The sequence below is a fragment of the Flavobacterium sp. FG19 genome (assembly GCF_057809475.1).
The window spans coordinates 21,370-46,984 of record NZ_JBMDKA010000011.1; the positions used below are offsets into that span (position 1 = coordinate 21,370).

The following is a 25,615-nucleotide window of genomic DNA, read 5'->3' on the forward strand; positions in this document are numbered from 1 at the left end:
TGCCGTTTTCCGACAGGAGTTTTTTATTTTATCTTCGATTTTTATGCCTTCTTTCATTACTATTTTTTTTGTTCCACCATGTGATCACCAACTAAAACAGGCAGCTCTTTGTATTCTTTATTGAATTCTTTTCGGGTTATTAATACATAGTTTTTAATACCGTCGTGCTGTAGTTCTTTTTTGATGTCCTTAACATGGTCATAACCTATTTTCCAGACACCAACCCTGTTGTGTGCAAAATTGGCTGCATTGTCCATTTCATAAGACCTTAACTTACTGGTATCCGTCCTTTTTGCACCACCTATTGTTGCAGCATACCTATTAAGATCGTTAATTTTAGAACCGAAAACTTCGAAAGAGTTTAAGAAATCGTCTGAGATTAATTGTTTAAGGGGATGTTTTTTCCAGATTTCGGCCAAATCAAGAAACAACTTTACAGTTTCCGGCAGCAGCTTATGGATTTGTGTAATTTGGTCTGTAACGAATTGGGGAAGCGTCCTGGACTCTTCATTATGTGTGTAAGCTTCGGCTAACCTGTTTGCTTCAAGAGTGTGGGTTTTGCAGGCTACCAGGAAGGTTTGTAAATCCCTTTTTAAACCCGTTAAATCTTCTTCAGACAATTTTTCAGCAGTCGATTCAGTCCATGCTTCCTTAAACTCATTTTTGGCATCATAAACATATTGAATACTTTCCGCTATCCTTAAATACAAAGCATCTCCCGGGATTCTTGGATCTTCAGGAGTGTTTTTTACATCATTTTCCTGGGATGATTTCGTTTCTCTGATTCGAAAATTATCTTCTGTCCAATATCCGCCTCCGACTTCTCTTGCTGCTAATTCCTTTTCCTGCGGTCGTCTTGCTTCGCTTTCGGAATGATGTTCACCCACAACATTTAGTTTTCCTGCCTCTAGTTTTTGGAGCTGAAATACAGTTGAAGCAGCAGCCTGGTCTTTTTTCTGTGATGGTACAGTCTGCTTGGGTCTGTTGTCCACTAACTGAAAAACAGATGCGGCATTGCCCTGCTTTTTTGAAATAGCATTTGCTGCGGATTGACTTGTGTTATCCTGCCTGATATCAGCGTGTGTGTTCATACTTTTTTTAGGTTTGGGTATTGGCTGTATTTAATTAAAAAATAATTTTTGAAAGGGAAACCCTTTACAATTTAGGTATCAAAAAAAAGCTGGTTTTTACACTTTAATAAATGGCTTATTAATCAGCTTGCTGGTCATTTTGCAGCTCTTTTTTCTTGTATCTGCTTTATTTTTTCAGCTCTTTTGGCGGCTCTTTTTCCGTCTTTTTTTGCTCGGGCCTCTGCATGCTGTTTACTTTTTACTGGTCCATGACCCGGGTCTTTTCTGGCCATTCCCGTGCCTGAAGCTTTTTTAGGATGATCTGCCAGTTGTACTACATTTGTTAGATTACCAGATATTGTATCTCCCATTTTTCTCTGTAAAACAGATTTTGGACGGTTATCCGCAATTACCTTCGAATTGTTATCATTACTCTTGTTTTGAATAACAGAATTAGCAGCTGTACTGCTTTTATTTTCTTTTGAATTTTCTAGTTGCTGATACATATTTAAAATCTTTTATTGGTTATCTTTTAACAGAACTTCCGAAGTGTTGTTATTCCCGTTAGCCGCTGTAACCGCTGACTGGTTTTCCGATGTTTTTTGGTGTTGTAGTGCCATCTTCAGAAGGTTTTAAATACTATTTTTTTCCCTGCACCATTTTTATTAACCTATAACTCATAGCTCATACCCCATAATTAAGTCTCCAGCAGCGTAACCTCTACAGGTCCTAAGGCACCTGAATAATCAATAGAAGAACAAAACGGATGATTTTTAATAAGCAGTTTTAAATATTCAAGTTCGGGGTCTAAGTAAGGAAGATCTATTTTTTTGCCCGTAATAAGTCTGACAAGATAGTGGTTGTGTAAAGGTTTTATTTTGAAAAGCGGCTGATGAACCGCCTGAAATACGTTTTCCATATCCAGAATAAAATCAGCCTTAGAGATGGAATTGGTGAACTTGTTGTCGTATTTTTTTAATAATAAGGCAATATGAAGTTCAATGCGTTCTATAATTTCTTCAAAAGAGCGATGATCGGTTTTAGCAACCAGAAAAAGACTTTTGGTAGTGATTAAATAACCGTTAATGACCAGTTCATTTTCTTTAATAAAATGATTCAGCGTCATGGCAATTACGGTATTACGATAGTTGAAATCATAATGTTTTTTCCAGCTTCCCAGTTTGAGTTCGGCCAGATGTGTATGCAGGTGTTTTTTAGAAATCATGGAAGTTGATTTTTCTTCAGTCTTTTTCATATCAGTTCATTTGGGTCACGGTTAAGGTTCGGTTTTCTTTCCTGAATTCACGTCTGATACCGTCCAGTAAATCACGCTGATTTACGATGGTTTCATTTTTCTGAATGGCTTTTAAAGCGCAGTATCGCAGCACATTGATAATGGCACCGCCTGCGAGTTCATATTTTTCGGCTATTTCTTCAAGGTTAATGGCAGGGTCTAACTGGCATTTTCCTGAAAAAGCATTTTCCCACAACTGCATTCTTTCTTCGGCTTTTGGCATCGTAAAATGAATCATCGACTGAAATCTTCTGGAGAAAGCTTCGTCCATGTTTTCCTTTAAATTAGAAGCCAGTATTACTACACCCGGGAAATCTTCAATCCGCTGGAGTAAATATCCTGTCTGCTGGTTGGCATGACGATCGTTGGACGACGAGGTCTGGGTTCTTTTTCCAAAAAGTGAATCGGCTTCATCAAAAAACAAAATCCAGTCCTTGTGTTGTGCTGTATCAAATATTTTAGAAAGGTTTTTTTCGGTTTCCCCAATATATTTAGATACAATCATCGAGAGATCAACACGGTATACTTCACGATTGGTACTTTTGCCTAATAAAGTAGCCGTAAGTGTTTTTCCGGTTCCAGGCGGGCCGTAAAACAAGGTTCGGTAACCCGGTTTTATTTTGCTGTCGAGCCCCCAGTCGGTCATTAAAACAGCACCGAATTTCAGCCAGGCTTCAATTTCCATAACCTGCTGCATTACATGCTCTTCAAGAACCAGATCAGGCCAGTCCATTTTGGTTGAAATCTGCTGTGCCGGAAAGGAGACACTATGTTCCAGACGGGGCAGGGTACCGCTTAAAAAAAACTGCAGCCAGCGTTCGTTAATCGAAATTCCCTGATTCAGCAGCGGAATATTGGATTCTGAAGCATCTAAAAGCAAGACCTGTTCTTTTAGTAAAATATTGGAAGAACTCAGTACATTGAGCATGTCCATAAGCAGTTCCGGATTAACAGCGGTTACCAGAAAAGAAAAAGTCTGTCCGGTAGGAATAAAACCGCTGTGGTTTTTGCCCACAAGACCGCCAAATTCAGTAAAGCCGCGGTCGTACATGGCATTTTTGCTGAAAAAAATATCCAGTATTTCCGGTCGGATCTGAGGAGCTGTTATCAGGGCAAGACAAAGGCGTTCGTACAGGTTCAGGTTCCATTCTTCCAGTTTTTGATAGTACGCAGCTATAGGAGATTCTGATTCCGGATCGGTTTCCGGTTCCGGCAGCGGAATATCCTGCCAGCGGTTTTCATGGCCTTCCTGAAGCAGATAACTGCAGATGACCTGATCGATCACTTTTTGCAGCCAGTCCATTTCATCATACAGCGCTTTTATATTGGCATTAGTTTCCATAAGTATCAAATAATTTCTCAACGTCGTCTAAACTGGCATCCGTCCATTTAAAATAAAGCAGTGCCGTATTAGCATTTAGTTCATTGGACTGCAGCATGTCCAGAAAATGTCCCTGCGGATTTTGAATGATATTCTGAGAGTTGTAATCAATATCGCTGTCAAAGGATTCAAATAAATCTTTGGTCCATTCGGCTGTATGAGTATTCCTGGCAATAAAATCACTAATGAAGTAAGACAGTTTTTCGTCCTGCACCGTTAGTTTTTTGGCCCTGAAATAAGCCGGTTTTCTTTTGGTTTCCCTGTGGTAATACAAAATGTCTTTAGACTGTATCGTCTTGGTACTGGCATGCCCAAAAATATCGACAAGTCCAAAATTTTCCGTTTCGCTCGCCAGTTCCAGTTCGGCATTGGCATCACCGGCAACAGCCAGTGTAGTACTTGCCGGGGCAGCACTTTCGGTTACGACATAAAGTTCACGAAAGGAATACACCGATTGTGTAAGCTTTATAATTAAGGACTGCTGAATTTCGTTCCAGTTATTTATTTTAACAGATTCCGGATCTTCGGCCTTAAATATAAAACTTCCTTTATGGGCAAAACCCAGTATTTGTTTACTAAACTCAAACTGTCCGTCAATGGCGGCATTTCCATGTCCGCGGCCCGAATAAGGTTTTGAAATCCCGTCGCTGAAATTCCAGGCAGCCGCATTCTGAGCTATAGGACTGCTGATATCAATATCCAGTCTGCTGATAACCGAATTTCGGTATAAGTTTCCCAAAAGGATTATTTCGCCGTTTTTGATCTGAAAATAATCTCCCGGAAACAGGTTTTGATTTAGCGGTTTTGTAGGTATAAATCCTCCTGTTTTTAAGTAAAACTGCCTGTAAAAATTTCTGTAAACACGATCCATAAACTTAAAAATTAGTGGTGATAAGTCCGCTGTAAAAAGGAATTCTGCAGCGGACTTTTATAATTTTCAGGAAGCCAGTGCTGCTGCGTTTGCGGCTGCCAGTCCGGCCTGTAACGATTTCAGTTTAACCTGAGATTTACTTAAATTGGTAGTGGCAATATTAAGCTGTCTGGAAGTCTGGTCGTTAGCCACTTTTGCTTTTTCGTAAGCTACTTTCGAATCGTCGTAAGCCTGATAAAGCAGTCCTCTGATTGAATTTGTAGACGAAGGCTTTGCCGGCAGCGGATGATCACTGCTTCTTTCTCCTGTTAAAGAAGTATATAGTTTATTGGCCTGATCAGACTCTAAAGTAACGGCTGCTTCAGCTTCCAGTACAGAAGTTTCGGCTGCCAGCGTAGCTTTTAAGGCAATCAAAGTCAGCGCAATGGCATTGTTGGCATCTGATCCTGCCGAAGCCAGTTTAGCCACCAGGTCATCTGAAATAAGCGGATTTAAAGCTTTTTTACGGGTTACCAGATTAGACAGTTTGTTTAGTATTTCTACCGCATAAATCAGTTTATTGATCAGTTCGCTGATGTCTGTAGATACCATTAACGAAGCCTCTGAAGCCTCTGCCATCGTACTAAAAGCATTTTTTGAGTTATAAGCCAGATCGTGCGCATTCTGGATTACCTGATCGATCAGGTTTTTATTGTTTAAGGCATGTACACGATTGTTTTCGGCCGTAACCAGATACCCCTGATATTTTTGTGATTTTTCGGTAAGGGAAGTCACGATTACCTGCTGCTGCTGGATCTCGGCCGTAACATCAATTACCTGATTGGTCAAAGCATCAATTTCTGATTTTTTCTTTTCGGTAATCCCGTATTTCTTTGAAACCGGGATTGGAGTTAATATTTGTGCTTCCATGTTTTTATACTTTTAGATTAGTTGTTGTGGGTAAGTTCAGTTGAGGAAAAAGTCACCGTATTTGTATTTTCCCAATCCGAAAGGCTGTTGGTATATTTGCTTTTGCTGATTTCGTTTCCGTTGAAGAATGACAGAACCACCGGAATGTATTTTTTCTTTTCAATCAGCGGGTTTCCGAAATTATCTGTGGTTGTAGGCTCAATTTTGATATCGTATTTCAAATGGTTCTCTGCTTTTTCTCCTTTTGCCCCTTTTTCTTCTTTTTTAGAAGGACTGGCGGAGATATAGTTTCCGGCAGGGATATTTTCGGCGAGACTCAGGTTAAAGAAAAAGGCTTTGTTGTTTTTAATAGGTGCAGGGAAACTTTCTTCTACCTTTTTTAATTCAGTTTTCACTCTTACCTGCTGTTCTTTAGCAATAGCAAGTCTGGCTTTTGCTTCGGTAAGTGCCGTTTTAAAATGAGTTAGTTTTTGTTTGGCTGCATCCGTTTCAGCAGGGTTTTTCGTTTTAGAAGATTCGCCGCTCAGCTGCGCAATCTCGGTATTTAAATTGGCAATTTCCTCATTTAAATAACTGATTTCTTCCTCGTAAATGGTAAGTTCTTCTTCTAATTCCAGTACTTCGATTCGTTCTTCGATGGTGTTTAACTCTACGTCGGTAAGCAGATCATCCGGATAAGGAAGCAGGATAAAGCGGTGGTCAATCAATGACGGCTTGATCGTATCATCTTTTTTCACTGTAAAAGTATACTCATTCGAAGGTGTTTTTTGGGTGTCGTAGTCTTCTTCGTGTGAAGGAGATTTTGCACGTGCGATGCCTGTGGCTTCGTTTAAGGTCTGTGTCAATCTAAAGGACTCTGAAGCAACAGATAAATACTCATCAAAAGTGTTGATTTCTTTTTTATAGTCTTCTGTGAAGATAATCAGTAAAAAAGCCACGTATTTTTCTCCCAGTGTCAAAGCTTCATTATCAGAATCCAGCACACTGCTCAGACTGATAACAGCTTTGCCTTCTGTTTCTCCTGCTTTTTCGGACACATTTACAAACTGCGAAGGATTGCTTAACAGATCTTCGGCTGTTGAAGTGGTAAACAAGGCTTTTTTGCTTTCTTTTACAATAATGATATTGTAGCTTTTTACCGGATTTTTTGCTTTTGCGTTTTGTACAGACAGATCAGTATCGGAGAACGGGCTTTTAAAATAATCAAAAGACACGGTAAAAGAACCTTTTGGAGAAGGGTCGAAAGGTTTGGGAACTTCTACTTTTATATTCTGATTGAATTTTTTGTTATTAATGCTGTAGGCTTCTTTGGAAGCTTCGTACTCTACTTTACTGCATTTTATGGCGCCTTCGGCACTGCGTGTTGTAATACTGGCTTGTGCTTTGGTATCATTATCAGCCGTAAGGATGGCTGTAATAGCAGTTAAGTCGGCTGTAGTTACCTGAAGCAGGCTGTTTACAGAATCATTGGTTACTTTGGCACCGTCTGCAACCGTAGTCGAAGGTACTTCGGCCACTGTTGCCGAGGCTTCCATAGCATGCTGCGAAGTAAGTTCGGCATGATAAGCCGTTTTGTTCATAAGGTTGTACGCATCAAGCCCCTGCTGATAAATCTGTGAACCGTAATCTGCAGCATTAACAATACTAAAAATACTGCCTACATCACTGGCTAGACGTACAATGGCATTGGCCGCAATCTGAATATTTGAAGCACAAACCGCCATATTGGTAACAGACTGCCCAACAAAGGTTTTCTGCTGATTGGCAGTTAACAGTAAATTGTCGGACATGTTTTTATTCTTTACAACCACATTGTTGATATGCTGTTTGCTTTGGTACATTTTTGATGCGGCATCAAGTTTTTCACTTGCAATAATCTCGGCACCCTCTGCATAATACAGGGTAAACATAGAAGCACTTAATTGTGCATCCAGCTGCTTTTTACTCAGCTGCTGACTTTCTAATGAAGCTAAAACACTAGAATGTAAATTTTCATTGTAGGTGTTCATAATGGTTCTTTTTATTGATTAATTACTTATTGCGATAGTCGGTTTATTTTTAATACGGCCAGTTTACATGTATCGGTTTGGACATCCAGGGATATTTTATAATGGAAAAGGCAAAAGGGGATTTGTTCAGTAAAATATCGTAGGCTCTTTTATCAACGGTAAGTTCCCATCGTTCTTCCTGTTCAGCAAGTAGTCCGTCGCGAACGAGCCAGTTTCCCCTAAAGCCATCTATCGAAGTCATGCCTATTGCGTCCCAGTAAGCTATAGCGGCCTGCATCATGCCATTAATAAGTTCTTGTTCTTCGATAGTTATTTCTATTTCATCGGGAACAGGCTGGGAAAGGGGAAGCCCGCACAAAACTTTATTTAAAGGCAGATAGTTTTCCTCCGTTACTGTTAATCCGGTAACCACGTATTGCAGGTACTGTGTGGCTTTTATCTGGTCTTCCGGTCTTTTAAATACACCGTCGCTCACCAGATTAAGTCTTTCCAGAAGCATGGGATAATAACTGCTTAGAATAACCATTCCTGCATTTCGTACTGCAACCCCTTCTCTTAAATGGGTTTTGGTTTTTATTGTATCTCTGACAGCACCGTTTTTGGATGTATTTTCCATAATTTTTGGGATTTTTAACGTTCGTTTTTCGGTTTTTACAATTTCCCTGAAGCTCAACTGCAGCGAGGGTGGAAACTGATAAATATATTTTTCAATGTCCATCAGGAAGCTTTTTTTGGAAATCCCTTTTTGGGTTACGATATCCCAGATTAATTCGTTCCAGATATTATTGATGGTAATTAAGCGCCAGTTGTCATTGGCCGCCGCTTTAAGCACTTTTCTTAATAAAAGCGTCTGTATTTCTTTGGAAGAAATGCCGTTTATGGTAATCCTTCCGAGTGTATGATGAAACTTTTCGAGAATTTTTAAATACGATTCCCTGCTTTGATCCTGTTGATTAACCGCAGCACAGAGCGTATTAAAAACAATAGTACGGCTTAGCCAGTCGGTCTGTGCTTCAGTTATAAACTCTTTTCTCAGAATCTGAAAGAAGAGTTTTGAGTCAGCTGCTATCATTTCGTTCAGTAAATCGGCGGGCTTATATTCTCCTAAAAGAACCAGTTCCGGCGGAATTTGTCTGAGGCAGATCATCATCACAAACCATTCGTATTTTTCTTCGGCCGTGAGTGCGATGCCTGCAAATAGGTTTTCTGCTTTCTGGGTTTGAAAAATAACTTCATATTCAGGATTGTCTGAATCCGCATCTTCAATAAGCTCTTCTGTTTCATCCGGGTTTTCTGCCGAATAAAACTCCAGCTGCAGTTCTTCTTCTCTTTTTAAATAGTTTTCATAGTTATACCGGATTTCTTCCTGTGCTTTTGTTTCATTTAGATGCTGATAAGCTTCGGGAACCTGATTTTTAAGATAGAAGAGAAAAGCTTTGTCGAGCAGTTTCTGAAAAGGTACAGCACTGCCTTTGTAAGCGGTATAGTTTAAAATTGTTTTCCAGAATATTTCATTCAGTTCGAGACTGATTTTGACTCTTGAAACCGATTTAGACCATTGTACCACATAATCAGTCTGTTCTTTAATCCAGTTGTTTTTTAAGGTTTTACTGTTTTTTAGAAAATATTCTAAAATAGTTTCACTTTCCTTTTTGCCTTCTTTTCGTAATGCTGTAAATTTAGGATCATCAAAATGTGCCGTTAATACATTTGCCAGCGGTGACTGTGCCCGTCCGGATGTATTCTGCATGAGCAGAGCGAGTTCGATAATATCGATCGAATTGTTGTTTTTGAGCTGCAGCAGGAAGCTTTTTTTAATGGTAATACCAAAACACTGAATGCGTCTGGACTGTAACAGTCTGGTAATAAACCTGAAAAAATCATGGTGCTGGCCATTGGATGTTTTTTTAGAAAGCTGTACCAGTACGGTTTCCAGAAATACAGACGAGTTATGCTCCGGATGCAGCAAAATTTCCTGAATACTGAACCATAATAAATCATCGGTAAGGAGCTCTTCGTGCAGGTCATATTTTTCTTTGGCGTTTAATATTTCATAAACAATCTGAACTGTCTGTACAAGTCTGGTTTTTTTATAATTGGCGGTTTTAATAATTAATTGTAAAAGCTCACGGTTCAGAATCAGCGGAATAAGGGCTTTTATAAATTCTTTGTTTTCATAGGAAAGCAGGACTTCAAAAGCCGTTTTAGGATGCAGGTGAATGTTTTTGATCAGTGATCGCTGCAATTCTTTAAAAACGGTATTTTTGGCCGCACTTTTCTGCAGTTCAGCTTCGAGTTTTACAACCAGATTTTTAAAATGTACGGCCGGATAATCAGAATGGTTTTTATCGATTTCCTGACAGTACAGGCTGTTTAAACGTTCGTATATAATAACAGTATGGTTGTTTTTTACTGCTGCCGGAATTTGAGCGGTAGTCAGCATTCCTAATAGTTTTTCAGTTTCAATATTGCTTTTTCGGCTTAATTCGGCAATACAGTGTCTCAAAAGAGCATGGTGTCCTGCATTTGTATTACGGATCAGGTTAGCAATTGCGGTCTGCCATAAAAATTTCGGGTTTACTTTTAGTTTTAAAACCGTACTTAGTCTAGTCAGATACGTAATGGTAGTAATAAGCAGGGCAGAAGCACGGGTACTGATTACAGCCAGGATAATTTGTACTGTTGTATCTTCCAGATCTTCAATAACAGCCGTAAATTCGTTTTCCTTTTGAATCAGCCGGTTTATGAGCGCTTTAAATTTTATTGGGTTTTCGGTATGTAAAGCGGCAATGAGTTCGTTTAGAATATTGCGTTGTGTTTTTGTTTTTCTTTCGTTTTTGTTTTCAAATAATTTTTCAAGAAGTTTCCAGTAATCGGTATTTTTCTGAATGGTAAAATGTTCCTTTTTACTGTCTTCAAATTCCTGTGTCAGCATTCTTAACGAATAGATAAAATCGTTGTTCCGGGTAGTATTATCGGATATTTTGACTACCGTATTTTCGATAAGTACAATCAGTTCGGCATAAGCAATATTGTAATGATTGGCCATCTGCAGGATACTGCTTTTCATAAAGGCTGTTTTATTAAACAGCGTTCCCCGTTCCAGCAGTAAAAAGTTAAGAATAAAGAAATACAGGTTCTTTTTAAAGCCTGCCGTACTGGTTTGTATGATGGTTTCTTTTACCTGAAGATTAGTAATAATCGAACTGAACTCAATAATGGTGTCGCTGTTGTTAGGTTCAAGGGCAGCGATAATTTTATTGACGTTTCTTTCGTCAAACTGCCAGGCAATTCTTTTACGTACCTGTTCCTGTCTGATGCCTTCCTGTTTGATAATAGCGATAATTTCAGAAAGGTTGTTCTGAAGGAGTTCTGCCATAAGATGATTGACAGATCCTTCTTTATTCTGATAACTCCATGGCAGATATCCTTCGGTCAGGAATACGGTCAGATTTTCGAGAATGGATTTTTCTTTATTGTAAACCGATATTAAGTTTTGTTTCTGACTGTTCTGATAAATAATCAGTTCGGCTATTTTATCCCGTAACTGCGTGCGTATTTTGGTACTCAGATCAAATTCAAGGTCATGATAATCGCAGGCTCCCAGATCTAGTTCCAGCGACTGAATTCTCCAGCTTTGTTCCGGCGGACAAAGTTCGTTAAAGACTGCTGCGACTTCACCCGGCAGTGAAATTTTGCTCCAGCTGCTCAAACGTTCCTGCAGTCTGTACCCTTCTTCTTTTTGGTCAAAAGTAGTGTTCCATTTCAGGCTCGATACAATATGGCGGTTAATTTCTTCCATTTCTTGATGCTAAAATGCTGGTTAAACTGTTAATTAGGTTCAGGGCTGTTTCGGCCGGGTTTATCATAGCGGTTCTGGCCGCAGGTGCTAAGGCTGCGCTTTCTTCTTTGCTGTAAAGCGGCAGCATTAGCGTTTTGTGTCTCAGGCTTTCATGCCAGTACATGTATTTGGGTATAAGATCTTCCAGCTGAGTGCTGTTTAAAAAAAGGCATTCGCAGCTTATGTTTACCGGAAGGTTGGTTTTCAGGAACTGCTGTAATCGTTTTTTGAATTCAGCGGTCTGCATTGCCGGAATAAAATCCGGAAACAGGAACAGCATATTTTTTCTAAAAATCCCCGAATCAAGGGTGATACTGCCGCCGCCAGTTGCAATTTTAATTCTGAACGAATAGGTGGACTGACTGGTTTTGGTGTAATCAATGGTGTTTTCCAGAGGCATAGAGCCAAATGAAAACGGATACTGATTATCTGCAAAAGACAAATATCCCTGTTCAAAGGCATTGTCCAGAACGGCCTGGCTGCTGGTATTTAAAAGGTAATTTAAATTGGATACGGCCTCAAAATCGATATTCTGAATGCTGTAAAAACTGTAATTTACCTGATTGGGTTTTATGATGTCCAGATCAAACTCCAGTTGTTTTAAGAGCAGTACAGTTTCAATCCCAACAGTTCCGTTTCTTTTTTCGGTAAACCATAAGCACTCCCGGACAACAAGGTATTCATTTTGGTTAAGCGGGTTTAAAGTACTGTTTCGCAATACTTCCAGTCTGGCATTTATAAAATTGGAATATATATTTTTTAAACCAAACAACAGACTCAATTTTAATTCGATACCCGAAAAATTGTTATAATCGGCAGCATGCAGTTTTTCCTTTTTATTGATTTGTTCCGATTTAAAAATAAAATCAGTCGTGTTTTCATTAATAAACTGAAAGTGTTTTTCCTTAATTTTTGGCAGGCTTACATCAAGTATTCCGCTGCTGTCGGTATGCACTTTGGCCGCGCTGATAAAGTTATAGGCTTTCTGGCGGTTATAAGACAGTGATCCCAGGTTTTGCAGATACAGGCTTTTTACAATAATCTGGTCTTTTCTTTTTTCACCGGTATAAACGGTATCGTCAATAAAAACATCCATTACTTTTGGTGATTCACCGTGTCTGGCCAGTAAATGATCCAGTAAATGATTACGGCGGTCCAGATTTACATTTTCCTGTTCCATTATTTTCATCAGACCAAAAATGTACGGGTTGTACGGATCCTGCTGGTATTCAAGCCAGCTTTTTTCTTTGGATTCTACTGAAGAATTATTAGTATAACCAAAATCAAACGTTTTATAGTCTTTTAATAAAGGTTTAATATGAGGCACAGTATAGAGTGACTGATAGAAATAACTGGGTGCAAACATTTGATACGGTACCGGATACTGCAGATGATCCTGTTCGTATTTGTCTTTTAAGGCATAAAAAGAAGCTTCGTCTGAAGGTGCGCCCGATAACGAATTTTTAAAAGAAAAAAGCTTTGAAACATTGGCCAGCTGCGAAAACTGATTGGCCAGTATCTGATCAAACAAGGTCAGATAACCTTTTAACTGACGGGATTGTGCCACTTGTACCGGACTGGACTGGTCTTTGATTGTATCGGCCCCGATACCATACTGTTCCGGAAAAGTATTCTGGATAGAGTAGTAGGTGTTAATATCCCTGAAAGTACTTTTGGGAAGTTTGCTCGCATCGTTTTTGTTTAAAACTGCCGTGGTTTCTTCAAAATTGTCGTCGTTTATTTTTAAAGGGCCAAAAGCATCAAAGGCAAGCTCTTTTCCGCTGTAACTTAAAACCAGTTTTTTACTCTGGTAAGAACCCAGTATATCAATGTTTATAATCTGGTTTACTGCCGACTGAAGGGTCTGTGTTGTTTTTCCGTCCTGATAAAGCTGTAAACCGGAAATAGCAGCCACGTCGCTCACAGAATCAATAACCGGAACCAGATCAATAGCCTGTATGCTGTTTTTCTTGTCCGTTAAGGCAGCTGTCAAAATCCAGCCGTTGGCAAGATTTGGGCCGTCAAATATTTCGGCAGCATTATAACCTAAGGCATTCAGGGTATCGTAGCCCTGCTGGTTTACAGCTGAAAAAATAAACGTACGTATTTTGTCCTGCAGTTCCAGTAAAACTTCATAAGGTTCTTTACGCTGCTGCAATTCGATTTTACCGCTTATCTGGCAGTTTACCGGCTCCATGGCAGCAGGCATATTAAAGAGTTCTCCCAGATTACGGCTTTTGTTTAAATAGTAAAAGGCTTCTCTGCAGATAGCAGTACGTTGATTAACATCTGTAATATCGGGATTGATATACAAATACACCTGATATACCCTGCTGAAAAGCGGCAGGTTACCGGCATAACAGACGATTTCAATATTTACGATATCTTCTATTGCATCAAGCAGGTATTTTTTATAATCGTTAACGGTGCAGGGAGCAGTGGTAAAGATTTCAGAAGGCTGATAAAACTGGTCAGCAAAATCGATCTGTCCATTAGCATTCGTCAGGATATCCGGAATACTAAAATCAGTACAATACCCCAGTTCTGTAAGGGCGTAACAAAACTGGTCCAAAATAGTAATCCCGGGATCACTCGGGTTAAAATTGGTCCATTCTTTTCCTATATGCGTCTGGATATAAGCAAGCGCTTTCTCTTTCAGGGTCGTAAAATCCTGATGCGGAGGAAGCTGGTTCTTTACTATATAATTGATTATATCCATTGCCGTTTTTAAATAATGATAAGATGTTCTGGTGCCGAAACTAATAAGGTCGCCGGGCCATAAGCCTTAAGCGTGGTGGTATTGCTTTTACAAGCGGTCATATTTTTCGTTTCCGTATTGATAAAATAACTGGAAAACGTTACATTGTTTACAACCGCTACGCCATCAATGTCCTGTATAAAAGAACTTACTTTGGCATTGGTAAGCGGTTTACCTATTTTGGTCTGCTTCTGACTGCTGTTGATCCACGGTGATATATAGACTTTTAAGGCCTGATTTACATTTTTTTGTATGAGTGTGGGCTGATAACCGCTTTCTATTTCTATCTGTACTGAAATAACGACATATTCCAGATTAAAATTCAAAACAGTAATGGGAGAAAAAGGTGAGGCGTTCTGGCTTAAAAAGAGTTGTATGTCACTTTCGGTACAATTGGTCACCAGCGGCAGAAAAGCATTGCTTTCGTTTTCAGAAGCCACTTCTTTTACCAGATACACATTACAGCTGTTGTCGGATTTTTTGTGTACCACTTTTACATAATAGATATCGTCAAAATTTTCCGTGATAAGCGTGTAATAATCCGCCGGACTTCCGGCTCTGTTTTTCGTTTTGATACTGTTGCTGATACGCTGATTACGCTGGGTGTTGTTTTCTGCCGCTTTTCCGCCAAACGAAGGAAAAGGCTGTACCAGTGATCCAATTTGCGGAATAGCGGTCTGTGGTTTTGTAATAGTGCCGGCAGTAATCTGCGGAACAGTCGTATCCGTTAAAAAAGAAGTTCCGCTTCTTTGTACACTAAAACCGTTTGTAAGGACCGAGGTTGTCTGCGAGTAGGAATCAATATCACCCGAAACGGCAATCGAAATCCAGTTGTTGGTTCCGGGCATATAAACTTCACTGTTTTCACAATCGGCCGGAACAGGAAGTTCAATTATACCGGAACATTTAAAATTGTTGGTCCCGTCAGCTAAAGCTTTTATTTCGTTCCAGCCGGAACTGCTTAAGTAGAAATACTGTACTGCCTGTCCGGCTATGGCGGCAATAGAATTACGGGATAATTCAAAATATAAATTCAGTGTACTGTTACAAATCAGGTTTTCCAGTTCGATATACAGAGCACCTGAATAGTTAAAAACAGGGTAGAGCGGCAGACCATCTCCGGTATCAGCGGAAGTACCAACAATCGTCGCGATGGGGGAAACGGCATCGGCCGCCGTACTGCTGTTGTTATAAATTTTGTAATGGGAAAAAGGCGAATATAAAAAGTATTCTAATGGATAATCTCCCGTTTGGTCAAGTTTGTAGGTTACACTTGCCGAATAATTGGCTGATATTGTTTTTATTTTTGGGGCAAAAGGGATATTGGCTGCCGGTTTTAATTCCTTTTGTTTGTCGGCACTGGAATCTTTAGACGAAATAACAAGACCATTCTGCAGCGCTATACTGGCTACAATATTGGGATATATTTCGCTTCCAAAACCATAGTCAGGGCCGTTCAGCAGTATTTTAATAAAACCGGATGTGCTGGTATCGGTGAATTTTAAAGGTTGGTTCTGAATATTAGGATCTGGCTGTAAAGCAGGTGCTGAAGTTGTTTGTGAATCCGTAACTACAGGTTCAGGTTTGTTATAGGTATAATAAGTGCTTGAATCCGTTATAAAAGGATTTGTTGTATTGGGTACTTCCGGGTCAAATAAAAATACCGGGTTGTTGTTAACTCCTGTGGGAACAAATACATAATCAGTTCCGGTATCGTCAATTTTATACATGGCAATATCCTGCCAGGACTTTTCCTGTAATATAGTAAAATCAACCGTAAAACTTGAATTTCTGTAATAAGGAAGATCTTCAGTGGTTTCAGGCTCGGGAGAAGAAAGCCATCTGCTGATAAAATTGCTTTTAGGCTGCGGTGCCGGTTTGTCTATATAAGTATTGTAAGCGGCATAATAAGCCGAAAAATCAGCAGGACGTTTGTCCCAGTTAATCTGAATCCTGAAATTGTCCAGCGGTTTACTGAATATTTCATTGTTCCCGATTATAAAACCGGAATTCTCAAGCGGAACAGGGCCAAAAGGCGTAAAAGGATTTTTGGCGTTTAATTCCCCAAAGTCATTGTAAAGCTGGAAAGTAGTTATATCAGTAACCTTAACTGCAATAGAAATGAAGTTTATTTTTGGGGAATCCGCCGGATTTGTAACTGACGGGAATAAAACCTTAAACATCGGCCAGCTGGTTTGTATTCCGTCAGGATTTACAAGAAAAGGTTCGATCGGAGCTTCTGCCGGCAGAAGGCTGATCGTTATCGTTATACTGTTGGTATTGGGCTGTGTATTGTTTACCTCAAAACAGGAAGGTGTTAACTGCAGTTTCAGCCAGTCTGTCTGAGTGCTTAAAAAATAGTCGGCATTTTGTAAAAGGCTTAAATCAACAGCATTATTAAAACCAAGATTCAGGGTAATGGTTCGGGTACCTTCTCTCAGCAGTAACATAGGCGAAGCAAAGGCAGCACCCAAAGGCTGAACCTGTACCGCTGTCCCCGTATTACCAAAGGTTGGCCAGCTTATAGTTTTTCCGTTCTGGTCTTTCTGAAGGACAGTTGGTTTTGCAATGGTCTGTAAGTTATACGTATGATCATTTTTTTGATAATTAAGAGTATGAACACTGGCAATTGCAGCCGGATTTAGAACGGTATTTTTTTGAGAAGCAAATACGACCGGATTTTTATTGGCATCTGTTCCGGCATTAAAAAGGGTTCCGGCCGGTAAACTGAATACCGAATCGTTTTTGGCAAGGACTGCAGATACAAAAGCGGTATCTGCAGCTGCCGGAAGGTTAGCTTGTTTTAAAATATCGGAATAATAAAAATCAAGATGTTTTTGCGAAATACCATTGAGTTCTTTCTGCTGTACTTTGAGCACGTCGATAAAAGAACGCAGTAAGGTGGTATCAGGATAACGGCTTTTTTTATGGCTCAGTTTTTTAAATTCGTGACCGGAATGGTGAATAACGGTCTCCAGAAAACGAAATAAACGGTCGCCAATAGTAGTGACTGCATTTAACGAAAAAGTGGCGGTTTGTTCGGCAGCATTCAAAAGAGTCTCAGGACTGTCAATTCCGAAAACTTCCCAGAAGGGCTGTTTACCTTTATTGATATTCCAGATAATTTCATCAAAAGCAGCCGCATCCAAAAGCTGATTTGGCGGAATAATGCCGTCTACGGGCAGCGTATGTAAATATTGCCTGAAAGACTGTATAGCCCATAGATCCACACTCAGCTTGGTTTGTACTTCATGAAGGACATATTTTTTAAGATCATACGTCTGGTCCGTCATCTGCATGAAATACGTCCAGCGTTCGATCATTTTATAGATAGCAGTTAAATGATCAAACAGTTTGTTTAAAGCTTTAACGGCCAGGTATTTTTTATTGGGGTCGGCAGCCAGTCTGACAATTTCAGTACAATTGGTTTTATAATCGGCATGAAGGCTTTTGTAATTGGTTTTAGAAATCGAAGCCGTTAAAAAAACGGGGTCTTTTAATAAAAACGGATTCCAGTTTCCTTCAATGGTATTGGTATCATTATAAAAATTGATCAGTTTGCTAAACTCGGTCAGGAAATTCAGCCAGTCCTGTTCTTTCCTTCCGTCTATTAAATGAGGAGACGGAACGAGCGCATCGTTCAGTGATTGTATAGCCGTATTTTGATCAATTGCAATCATTATTTTTTAGCTAAGTTGGTTCCTTCTTTTAAATAGAAAGGATAAACATAATTGTGTCTTGTATTGGTTTGCGAATAGACATAAATAATCAGGATTTCAATAAGTCCGTTGATAATATCTGTCGAGGCAATTTTAACGTCCTGTACCACAATTCGGGGTTCAAAGCGCAGTAAAGCATAACGGATGGTTTCGATTATTTCGCCTTTCAGGCTGTTGTCAATTTTTCGGAACATAAACTGCTGCAGTCCTGAACCAAAATCAGATTCCAGGGTACGTTCGCCTTTACGGGTATTCAGTATTACATTGATCGATTCATTAATATTAGCTTCATTAGCAGACATATTCAGCTGATGATTGCCCACAGAAAAAGAAACGGGAAATGACCAGCCCGTACCTAAAAAATGACTCTCTTTGTTTCCTGTATTATCCACCTATCATAACATTAAATGCCCCGAGTACAATAGTGCCTCCGTGAGCGGTTGAATCTCCCATTCTTGCGGCGGGCATTCCGCCAATCATTACAGTCGCCGATCCTTTTATAATCGAATCCGGCGGTCCTACACAAACCAGCATATCGCCAACGCGGGCTGCTGGTAATCCGGCGATTAAAACCGTTGGTTCTCCAGGTCCCACTACAGGCCCTCCTACATGTGGAATAGGCGGAAGCCCCGGTGTTACCATTGGACATTCATGAAAATCAGTAAGTCGTGCTGCTGGCGGCATATTTTCTATAATTTAAATTGGTTTGTATCGTGTAAAATGAGACGCTGATTGAACAGATTTGCTATGGCAAAGACGCTGATCCACGGAGATAATGTTTTAGTTGTAATTAAAAAAATCCGTTTCTATCCGTGTTTTCGCAAAGTGAATCTGTTTTGTCCGTGTTCTATATTCCCATTATTAAAGTTTAATTAATCATAACCATGGCACCTTTGAGTGTTAATTCCATTCCGCCTTGCACCTGTGCCATCTGCGAGCCTTGTGCAGAAAACTGCATATCGGCATTTTCTTTAATATTCAGAGCCGAAGTCTGTACATCACCGCCGCTGGACTGAATTGAAATTCCCTGGGTTCCTTTGATCGTTACATTCTGCTGTGCCGAGATGTTGACATTTTTCGAACTCGAAATGTCAATGCCGCTTTCAGACATTACAATACTGTTACTATTTTGATCCTGTATGGTAATTTTCTTGTCCTGATCGCTAAGTATAATCGTATTTTTATTAGGCGTGGCTACGGTCCATACTTTATTTTCATCATCAAATTCTACCGAAATACCGGATTTGGACACAATGGCTTTGGTTGTATTTTTCTCATTAGGATCCAGACCGTTGTAAGGTTTGTTACTGGAACTGCTGTAAAGGCTTCCCAGAATTACCGGAAAACGGGGGTCTTCATTTAAAAAGCTTACGATTACTTCGTCTCCAACTTCCGGCAGGAAAAAAGCTCCGGCTCCGCTGGTAGAATAAAAGTTGGATAGTCTTGCCCAGATTCCGGCACCATTATTATCAAACAACGGAATCTCTACCAGGATTCGGTATTGTGAATCAGGATCGTTGTACATTTGTTTTACAGTGGCATTAAAAATACCTCTGGCACCCGGAAGCAGTCCTGAAGCCGCTGGTGCCATTACATCCGGCTCTTCGGTAAACCAAAGAGGGGAAAGACCCAGGTCTACATAGGTAAACCAGTTTCCGTCAGACAAATCCTGTGTAACACCGGCAACAAGATAATCACCGTTAAAGCGGTCTCCCAGTCCTGCAAATGTCATGTATTGGGAAGGTTCCAGCAGATTAGTGCCCTGAATTTTTGCAGTACCGGTTATTTTAGCATATTCACTTTTGATAAGCTGTGCTTTGGACCAGTTTGTTAAATCGGCATTTTCCAAAGGTGCTGAAGTTTGTAACTCAAATGTAGAAAGTCCCACAACGTCCGATAGTTTTTTGGTCGAAAGGTTTCCGGCACCTGCTACATCCGGTGAGGCCTGAGCGTTGATCATAGCCTGGGTTTTATAATCCCAGGAATTAGAAGTAACACTGCCCAGCTGTGTCAATGCATCTAATTTGGCATTGAACTCATACAAATCTAAGCCATACGTAATCGTAAGAACAGAAGAGGTATTGCTGCCAGGGGCTTTTACAGACACTTTCCCGTTTATGGTAGTGACTACAAGTCCGTTGGCTTCGGCAAGGGATAGAATATAATCCCAGTCGGTTACATAATATTGTACCTGTTCCGGCCAGGTGGTTTCGGTAGCCGTAACATCGGCACTTAATCCGGAATAGGTTCCTATAATTGAGGTGATAATATCACTGTCTTTCTGGTTGCTGTAGGTAAGGCTTTTTCTGCCTACAATCATCTTTACGGCAGTATCGCGGCATTCTACTTCTAAAGCCGAACCAATTTGTCCGTCAATGCGGATAGACTGGGCTGTAATAATACCCTGAAAAACCACCTGATTGTTATTGTCATATCCCGCTTCTATACTAATTGAAGAACCCGGAACAAAAGTAGCCGAAGAACTGGCCGGAAAAGTACCGGTATTGGCTTCTCCGTCGAGAATGGTGATTTTGGCAAGCGGAATACGGTTTATTTTTTTTTCAATATGAATAGTATACACACTAAGCTCGTCCGGTATTGCCGTACCGTTTACTTTTACTGCGAAGGTCGCTATTGCGCCGTTTGGTATGTCGTTTGAAGCACTCATGAATTGGAGGTTATTACGGGGGGAAAGATTAATTTATCTATTCCGTTTAAGTTTCTGAATTTATTGAGTTTGTTATAGGCTGCTACCTGTACATAAAGCGAATCATCATCCCAGGTTTTTAAACAAAGCTGAGGTAGTGACATTCCTTCTGTAACCGTAACAATATGGGTAAGGTCAGGCGATTCAGGGCCGTCATTCATCGTAACGGTTTCGGGTGACATGTACTGACTGAATGCCAGGGAGATTTTAGCCCTTAACGGACTTCCGTCTGGTTTAAACAGTGTATAAGAAATGTCTATAGAGTTCAAAACTCCGTTGAAAGTAATATCCTGACCCCATTGTATTTTAACAAAATTTGGACGGTGTATTTTACCGTTATAGGTGTAAATAATAGTTTCTAAAGCTTTAATTTCCTGCGCCATGTCAACACGTTTGGAATCGACAACACCGGTACAGTCAATGACAATATCAAAATTAAGTTTGTCGCTGGGCGTACTTTTATACTTCTGTGAAGTCGAACTCGTGGCCGGAGCCTGCTGTTCGTTATAATCAATGGCTTTTTGTACTTTAATAGTGTCCGGATTAATCATAAAGGTATACGGATTGCCGGGGAATTTGTTTTGAAACTCCTCGTCTGTATAGCCTGTTATTTTCATTAGTTCTAGACTTGCCATGGTACTATTTTTTAACGTTTGTATCTGTTTTCCTGATTCTTTTCAGCAATCAGTCTCCTGCATTCTTCGAGAACCTGCTTTTTTAAGAGTGTCAGTTCTTTTTCTTTTACCGTATTGGCGGCTCTTGAATTAGAGCTTACAATTTCTGTTTTGATGACTAATTCCCTTATTTCGATCGGCATAATGTTTAATTAAAAAGGTTATCGTATTGGGTATTCGATGAAATATTAAAGTAAGTATAAGCCAGTTCAATAGATTCAATGGCAATATTGCTTTCCTGTGAGTTCAGATCGGAAACCGAATATTTCACGGGATAGGCATTGTTAAAAGTCCATTGCATACAAACCACACCGCTTGCATTCAGCAGCCGCAGTATGACATTATGAGGCTGAATAGGATTGGCAAGCCCCTGATCGATACAGTTGGCACACCAGTTAACGAGAGCTGATCCTACCGGTACAATAGCCCTCTTAAGAACTAAGTTCGGACTGTTGGAAATTGTAGGGAGGCGGTATTTAAACCTGTTTTCGCCTCCGCTTACAATTTCTTCTGTGCTCAGTTCTTTAGAAATGCCCGATACCTCCTTAAAAGCCGCATCTACACCCGAAAATGAAAGTGTAAAATAAAAGCTTACCGGATAATCATTACTTTCCTCCATTTTTGATAATTAACTGTTCGTGTGCAATCTCAATGGTATCAACGGCAACTTCATTTCCGTCAGATTTTAAATCTGTACTGGTAATTTTAGTCGGCCAGGCATTGTTAAGTGTCCACTGCATGGTAACATCGCCTTTTTCATCCAGAAGTTTAATAATCACGGTTCTTCTTTTAATCGTGTTCATTACAACCTGCTGATGCCAGTCCCAAAACGTATTATCGTTTACAAACACACCGCGTTTCATGGTTACGTTTCCGTATTTGGTAATTCCGGGCATTTTCTCTACAGAGAAAAGCGGACTGTTGCTTTTGCGGTATTCTATAATCTGGTTTTCGACATCCATTCCTGTAACTTCCTGAAAAGCTACTTTTGTTAATTCTGTTCCAAGGTCTACTTCAAACCTGAACTTTGGCATGGGCCACGTTGCGCCTTGTACGCTTCCGTCATCTGTTGGCATGATATTTTAGTTTTAAATTAAAGACTTAATTAAAAGTGAGCAGATACAATACTTTCTTAACTGGAAGTTGCCATCTGTTGTTGAAAGGTCAGTACGATAAACTCGGCAGGATGTACAACTGCTACTTTTACCGTAACATTCATAAATCCGTTTAAGATATCGTCGGCCGTCATTGTAGAACCCAGACCACAAGCCACAGAGAAAGCATCAGAAGCACTGGCTCCCTGTAAACCTCCCTGTTTCCAGATCGAAGTAAGGAAACTGCTGATCATAGCAATAACAGCTTCCCAGGTATTTTTATCATTAGGCTGGAATACATAAGCCTGAGTAGCCAGTTTACAGGACTGCTCTAAAAAGATCATCGTTCTTCTAACCGGGATATAACGCCAGTCCTGGCTGTTTCCGTCCAGTGTTCTCGATCCCCAGATCAGAATTCCTAAACCGTTGAATATACGGATGGCATTAATCGATTTACCCGAAACGGCATCTACGTTTAAGTTAGCCTGCTGGCTTTCGGAAATGGCAATTGGTAAAGAGGCTGCTCCTACAATTGAAGTATTGGCCGGAGCCTGCCAAGGACCTACTGCATTATCTGTAGTCGTAATAACCCCCGCCATGGCACCGCTTGGAGGCAGGATATTGGCATCGCTTAAAACGTGTTTTACAATTAAGGAATAAGTAGGGCTTGCGATTAAAAGGGCATTATTATTTTGAGTTACGGTTAAACCGCTGGCCGTATTCTGGATATTGGCAATAATAGTGGCAACACTCTGGTTTGGGGCACTTGGCGGATTCAGGATCGCTGCCAGCTGTGTAATATCACCGCCAAAAAGGTTGGTATAGTCAATGTCAGAATTCTGCATGATCGTTGTCCCGATAAACGGGTAATACGCCATTCCGTAGTTTAATCCCTGAGAACCCGTGTTCATTCTGAAATTCTCTATATCCTGTGTGTACAAAATAGGATCCGGTGCATCACCGCCAATAATGTCGAATACACTCATAGCGGTCTGCATCTGTGTACATTGTAAAAGCATAGCCTGCATTAACGTACCATTGTCAGCCAGACTTAATAAAGTGGCCTCCGGGCAGATATACATAGTAGGTTCCGGCTCGTTTAACAGTAACGATAAACCATTGGTAAGATCGTTTAACTGTACGTTAGGGTTTACCACCGGAATTCCCGGAGTACCCGGTTTCTGTGATGGCGGACCATAACTTCCTACGGATACAATATAAGCGTCACCGCCTCCATTTTCGTAAAAAAGCCTTACGCTGTTATACAAATAATAAATCGTGTTAGGATCTGGCACTATAGAATAATACGATCCGTTGATCAACATATAATCTCCTTTTGCAGGCTGGCTTTTTTCCTGAACTAAATAATATTCAGGACTGTACTGTTTGGCCGGACTTGCTGGAAGCGGAGGATCCGGTAAACAAAAAAAGGCTTGAAAATCAGAGAATGATGTAATTCTTACCGGTACATTAGTGTACGACTTTCCCTCGTAAGAGGCTTGTGGTGTATACCCAATAAATGCCGGAACAGCAGTAGCCACTGCTACAACCGAATTCGGAAAAGCATTTAATTCCTGAATATAAACACCAGGTGTTTGGATGGTAGATAAATTCATTGATTTTTAATTTTTAGTGTTCATTTTAAAATTTTGTTATAAGTAAATATACATGGGTGATGTAACCTGACTTTTCTCATCTACAGCAATGATTCCAATTCTGGAAACATCGGGGACAGGTAAACCTTTAAAAATGATTTTACCTTTGGAACTGCTTTGATTTGATCCTGCCGTATCACTCTTGTTAATCAAATCAAACTTGTATTTTGGTTTTTCGCTCAGCGGAATATTGGTAGTACTTGAGGTAAACAGCAGTGCTTCTTCGCCTGTCTGAAGAGTAACCTGCTGAGGTCCTTCAAACTGTATGTTGTCTTTTTCTGTAATCGAAGGATTATTGAGCGGAACAGCATTTCGGTTAATAAAATAATACTGCCATTGGGTAGCCCGGGCTTCAAAACTTATTTTATATTTTACAGGATCAGCAGTGCTCAGGCTTTTCTGAAGATCTCCAAAATAAATTTGTAAGCTGCCAAAATGAGGTGCCATGGCTTTGGTCACTAAGGTCTGGTTTAGGGTTATGGCGTCATTATCCGGCTGGTTTTTCGAATCCTGGCTGCTGTAAGTAAACTGACCGAGCCATTGAACAGGCATATCGGTAAACAGGGTAAAACTCGGATTGCTGCAGCTAATGTCAAATTCAAAATAATCCTGAAAAGTAGTTTTGGAAATATAATCGAGTAAATCTGAAAGCGAAGTCTGGCTGTTGCCGAATAACTGAATACCGTTCGAAAGAGAGTCTGTTTTAAAACCGAATTTACGCAGGATAGTTTCTGTTTTTTTGTTCGGTTTAAAATGCAGGCAGTTGCATTTCTGGTTATCAAAAAAGGTGTGATAAGCCGCCACGGAAAACATCTTTATGTAATTACTCTTTTTCATAACGTTTCCCGGTTTGCAATTTGGGTTACAGACGGGATTACTTCCGTCATTTCGTTTGCCTGAACTTTAATCAGTTTCATTTTATAAATAATCGAAGGCTGGTATTTGGCCGCCATTGCCGTCCATAAACTGTGCATCTGGTGGTATGAGATTTTCTCGTATTCAAATTCTAATCGGGACAAATCTGACGGAATAGAAGAGGAGGACGAAGCATCGAGATAATTGTTAATCTGGAAGAAATTGATCACTGCATCTAAAAATTTCAGTGACTCACTGTAATCTTCAAAATTACAGCTGATTAAAAGATCAATATTATAACGCTCTACCGGATTAAAGTGAGAATAATTTCCACTTGCGAGTTTCTTATTCTGAATATAAAAAGGCTGATTGGTTTCTTTTTCAATATTGATTAACGACAGTACCACTTTGTTCTGATTGACCTTTGGAAATACGCCGCTTGTATCCACAATATAATTCAGGACAATTTTATCCTCGTCTAAAGAAAAACGGTTTTTCAAAAACTGTCCGAGTAATTTACTCGTAAATTGTAGGGAATCGTTAATCATGATTAATTTGTTTTGGGGCGCATCAAAGGATTATCCGTCTGATTGTTAGGGTAAAATTACTTTAGAAATTCATTCGTGTAAGAAATTAAGTATGTACTTTTCGTATACATTTTTTTAAATCCCGTATTTTCCGTAGACAAATTGTAGACATTTTTATTTTTTAGCTAAAAGAGTCTGTTTTTAGGTGTAATTGAGGTAAATAGAGTGAAAAAAAAATATTATTTTATAGA

20 protein-coding genes are annotated in these 25,615 nt (G+C 39.9%); all 20 read right to left on the reverse strand.

The window, feature by feature from the left end; translation table 11 throughout:
- Window positions 1-59: 59 nt before the first annotated feature.
- A complete protein-coding gene (locus ACODST_RS12425) occupies window positions 60-1,091 on the reverse strand; it encodes a hypothetical protein (RefSeq protein WP_488932426.1) in 1,032 nt (343 codons plus the stop codon).
- A gap of 134 nt (window positions 1,092-1,225) precedes the next feature.
- Entirely contained in the window at window positions 1,226-1,576 is a 351-nt protein-coding gene (locus ACODST_RS12430) for a hypothetical protein (protein ID WP_488932427.1), read from the reverse strand.
- A gap of 191 nt (window positions 1,577-1,767) precedes the next feature.
- Window positions 1,768-2,325, reverse strand: a complete 558-nt coding sequence (locus tag ACODST_RS12435; RefSeq protein WP_488932428.1) for a hypothetical protein — start codon at window positions 2,323-2,325, stop codon at window positions 1,768-1,770.
- A 1-nt stretch (window position 2,326) separates the two neighbouring features.
- The gene (locus tag ACODST_RS12440) at window positions 2,327-3,706 is read right to left on the reverse strand and encodes an ATP-binding protein (RefSeq protein WP_488932429.1); all 1,380 of its coding nucleotides are present in this window, start codon (window positions 3,704-3,706) and stop codon (window positions 2,327-2,329) included.
- On the reverse strand, window positions 3,696-4,616 hold the full coding sequence (locus ACODST_RS12445; protein WP_488932430.1) for a hypothetical protein: 921 nt from the start codon (window positions 4,614-4,616) through the stop codon (window positions 3,696-3,698). The genes ACODST_RS12440 and ACODST_RS12445 overlap by 11 nt, the downstream gene beginning before the upstream one ends.
- A 66-nt stretch (window positions 4,617-4,682) precedes the next feature.
- Window positions 4,683-5,525 (reverse strand): hypothetical protein, encoded by an 843-nt coding sequence (locus ACODST_RS12450; protein ID WP_488932431.1) that lies wholly within the window; start codon window positions 5,523-5,525, stop codon window positions 4,683-4,685.
- Between the two features lie 17 nt (window positions 5,526-5,542).
- Window positions 5,543-7,534 carry a hypothetical protein gene (locus tag ACODST_RS12455; RefSeq protein ID WP_488932432.1) on the reverse strand — a complete coding sequence of 664 codons (1,992 nt, stop codon included), beginning with the start codon at window positions 7,532-7,534 and terminating at the stop codon, window positions 5,543-5,545.
- A 49-nt stretch (window positions 7,535-7,583) separates the two neighbouring features.
- The gene (locus ACODST_RS12460; RefSeq protein WP_488932433.1) at window positions 7,584-11,336 is read right to left on the reverse strand and encodes a contractile injection system tape measure protein; all 3,753 of its coding nucleotides are present in this window, start codon (window positions 11,334-11,336) and stop codon (window positions 7,584-7,586) included.
- Window positions 11,323-14,094 carry a hypothetical protein gene (locus tag ACODST_RS12465; RefSeq protein WP_488932434.1) on the reverse strand — a complete coding sequence of 924 codons (2,772 nt, stop codon included), beginning with the start codon at window positions 14,092-14,094 and terminating at the stop codon, window positions 11,323-11,325. The genes ACODST_RS12460 and ACODST_RS12465 overlap by 14 nt, the downstream gene beginning before the upstream one ends.
- A gap of 8 nt (window positions 14,095-14,102) precedes the next feature.
- The gene (locus ACODST_RS12470) at window positions 14,103-17,813 is read right to left on the reverse strand and encodes a hypothetical protein (protein WP_488932435.1); all 3,711 of its coding nucleotides are present in this window, start codon (window positions 17,811-17,813) and stop codon (window positions 14,103-14,105) included.
- A complete protein-coding gene (locus ACODST_RS12475; protein WP_488932436.1) occupies window positions 17,813-18,244 on the reverse strand; it encodes a GPW/gp25 family protein in 432 nt (143 codons plus the stop codon). Before ACODST_RS12475 ends, ACODST_RS12470 begins: the two co-directional genes overlap by 1 nt.
- Window positions 18,237-18,536, reverse strand: coding sequence for a PAAR domain-containing protein (locus ACODST_RS12480; RefSeq protein ID WP_488932437.1), 300 nt, complete (start codon window positions 18,534-18,536; stop codon window positions 18,237-18,239). The genes ACODST_RS12475 and ACODST_RS12480 overlap by 8 nt, the downstream gene beginning before the upstream one ends.
- Window positions 18,537-18,720: 184 nt before the next feature.
- Window positions 18,721-20,520 (reverse strand): type VI secretion system tip protein VgrG, encoded by a 1,800-nt coding sequence (vgrG, locus tag ACODST_RS12485; protein WP_488932438.1) that lies wholly within the window; start codon window positions 20,518-20,520, stop codon window positions 18,721-18,723.
- Window positions 20,517-21,194, reverse strand: a complete 678-nt coding sequence (locus ACODST_RS12490) for a CIS tube protein (RefSeq protein ID WP_488932439.1) — start codon at window positions 21,192-21,194, stop codon at window positions 20,517-20,519. Before ACODST_RS12490 ends, vgrG begins: the two co-directional genes overlap by 4 nt.
- A gap of 11 nt (window positions 21,195-21,205) precedes the next feature.
- Window positions 21,206-21,376, reverse strand: coding sequence for a DUF5908 family protein (locus ACODST_RS12495; protein ID WP_488932440.1), 171 nt, complete (start codon window positions 21,374-21,376; stop codon window positions 21,206-21,208).
- A 5-nt stretch (window positions 21,377-21,381) separates the two neighbouring features.
- Window positions 21,382-21,852: a phage tail protein gene (locus ACODST_RS12500; RefSeq protein WP_488932441.1), complete on the reverse strand. Its 471-nt coding sequence runs from the start codon at window positions 21,850-21,852 to the stop codon at window positions 21,382-21,384.
- The gene (locus ACODST_RS12505) at window positions 21,839-22,309 is read right to left on the reverse strand and encodes a phage tail protein (RefSeq protein WP_488932442.1); all 471 of its coding nucleotides are present in this window, start codon (window positions 22,307-22,309) and stop codon (window positions 21,839-21,841) included. The genes ACODST_RS12500 and ACODST_RS12505 overlap by 14 nt, the downstream gene beginning before the upstream one ends.
- A gap of 56 nt (window positions 22,310-22,365) precedes the next feature.
- Entirely contained in the window at window positions 22,366-23,943 is a 1,578-nt protein-coding gene (locus ACODST_RS12510) for a phage tail sheath family protein (protein ID WP_488932443.1), read from the reverse strand.
- Window positions 23,944-23,979: 36 nt separating this feature from the next.
- Window positions 23,980-24,819, reverse strand: a complete 840-nt coding sequence (locus ACODST_RS12515; protein ID WP_488932444.1) for a hypothetical protein — start codon at window positions 24,817-24,819, stop codon at window positions 23,980-23,982.
- Window positions 24,816-25,385: a Pvc16 family protein gene (locus ACODST_RS12520; RefSeq protein WP_488932445.1), complete on the reverse strand. Its 570-nt coding sequence runs from the start codon at window positions 25,383-25,385 to the stop codon at window positions 24,816-24,818. Before ACODST_RS12520 ends, ACODST_RS12515 begins: the two co-directional genes overlap by 4 nt.
- Between the last annotated feature and the right edge of the window lie 230 nt (window positions 25,386-25,615).

What these genes read in the sequence shown, in the direction of transcription:
- ACODST_RS12510 (WP_488932443.1), bottom strand. Translation starts at nt 23,943, where the DNA reads ATGAATTTATCTACCATCCAAACACCTGGTGTTTATATTCAGGAATTA.
- ACODST_RS12480 (WP_488932437.1), bottom strand. Translation starts at nt 18,536, where the DNA reads ATGCCGCCAGCAGCACGACTTACTGATTTTCATGAATGTCCAATGGTA.
- ACODST_RS12440 (WP_488932429.1), bottom strand. Translation starts at nt 3,706, where the DNA reads ATGGAAACTAATGCCAATATAAAAGCGCTGTATGATGAAATGGACTGG.
- ACODST_RS12465 (WP_488932434.1), bottom strand. Translation starts at nt 14,094, where the DNA reads ATGGATATAATCAATTATATAGTAAAGAACCAGCTTCCTCCGCATCAG.
- ACODST_RS12460 (WP_488932433.1), bottom strand. Translation starts at nt 11,336, where the DNA reads ATGGAAGAAATTAACCGCCATATTGTATCGAGCCTGAAATGGAACACT.
- ACODST_RS12435 (WP_488932428.1), bottom strand. Translation starts at nt 2,325, where the DNA reads ATGAAAAAGACTGAAGAAAAATCAACTTCCATGATTTCTAAAAAACAC.
- ACODST_RS12455 (WP_488932432.1), bottom strand. Translation starts at nt 7,534, where the DNA reads ATGAACACCTACAATGAAAATTTACATTCTAGTGTTTTAGCTTCATTA.
- ACODST_RS12450 (WP_488932431.1), bottom strand. Translation starts at nt 5,525, where the DNA reads ATGGAAGCACAAATATTAACTCCAATCCCGGTTTCAAAGAAATACGGG.
- ACODST_RS12430 (WP_488932427.1), bottom strand. Translation starts at nt 1,576, where the DNA reads ATGTATCAGCAACTAGAAAATTCAAAAGAAAATAAAAGCAGTACAGCT.
- ACODST_RS12490 (WP_488932439.1), bottom strand. Translation starts at nt 21,194, where the DNA reads ATGGCAAGTCTAGAACTAATGAAAATAACAGGCTATACAGACGAGGAG.
- ACODST_RS12445 (WP_488932430.1), bottom strand. Translation starts at nt 4,616, where the DNA reads ATGGATCGTGTTTACAGAAATTTTTACAGGCAGTTTTACTTAAAAACA.
- ACODST_RS12470 (WP_488932435.1), bottom strand. Translation starts at nt 17,813, where the DNA reads ATGATTGCAATTGATCAAAATACGGCTATACAATCACTGAACGATGCG.
- ACODST_RS12500 (WP_488932441.1), bottom strand. Translation starts at nt 21,852, where the DNA reads ATGGAGGAAAGTAATGATTATCCGGTAAGCTTTTATTTTACACTTTCA.
- ACODST_RS12425 (WP_488932426.1), bottom strand. Translation starts at nt 1,091, where the DNA reads ATGAACACACACGCTGATATCAGGCAGGATAACACAAGTCAATCCGCA.
- ACODST_RS12520 (WP_488932445.1), bottom strand. Translation starts at nt 25,385, where the DNA reads ATGATTAACGATTCCCTACAATTTACGAGTAAATTACTCGGACAGTTT.
- ACODST_RS12515 (WP_488932444.1), bottom strand. Translation starts at nt 24,819, where the DNA reads ATGAAAAAGAGTAATTACATAAAGATGTTTTCCGTGGCGGCTTATCAC.
- vgrG (WP_488932438.1), bottom strand. Translation starts at nt 20,520, where the DNA reads ATGAGTGCTTCAAACGACATACCAAACGGCGCAATAGCGACCTTCGCA.
- ACODST_RS12495 (WP_488932440.1), bottom strand. Translation starts at nt 21,376, where the DNA reads ATGCCGATCGAAATAAGGGAATTAGTCATCAAAACAGAAATTGTAAGC.
- ACODST_RS12505 (WP_488932442.1), bottom strand. Translation starts at nt 22,309, where the DNA reads ATGCCAACAGATGACGGAAGCGTACAAGGCGCAACGTGGCCCATGCCA.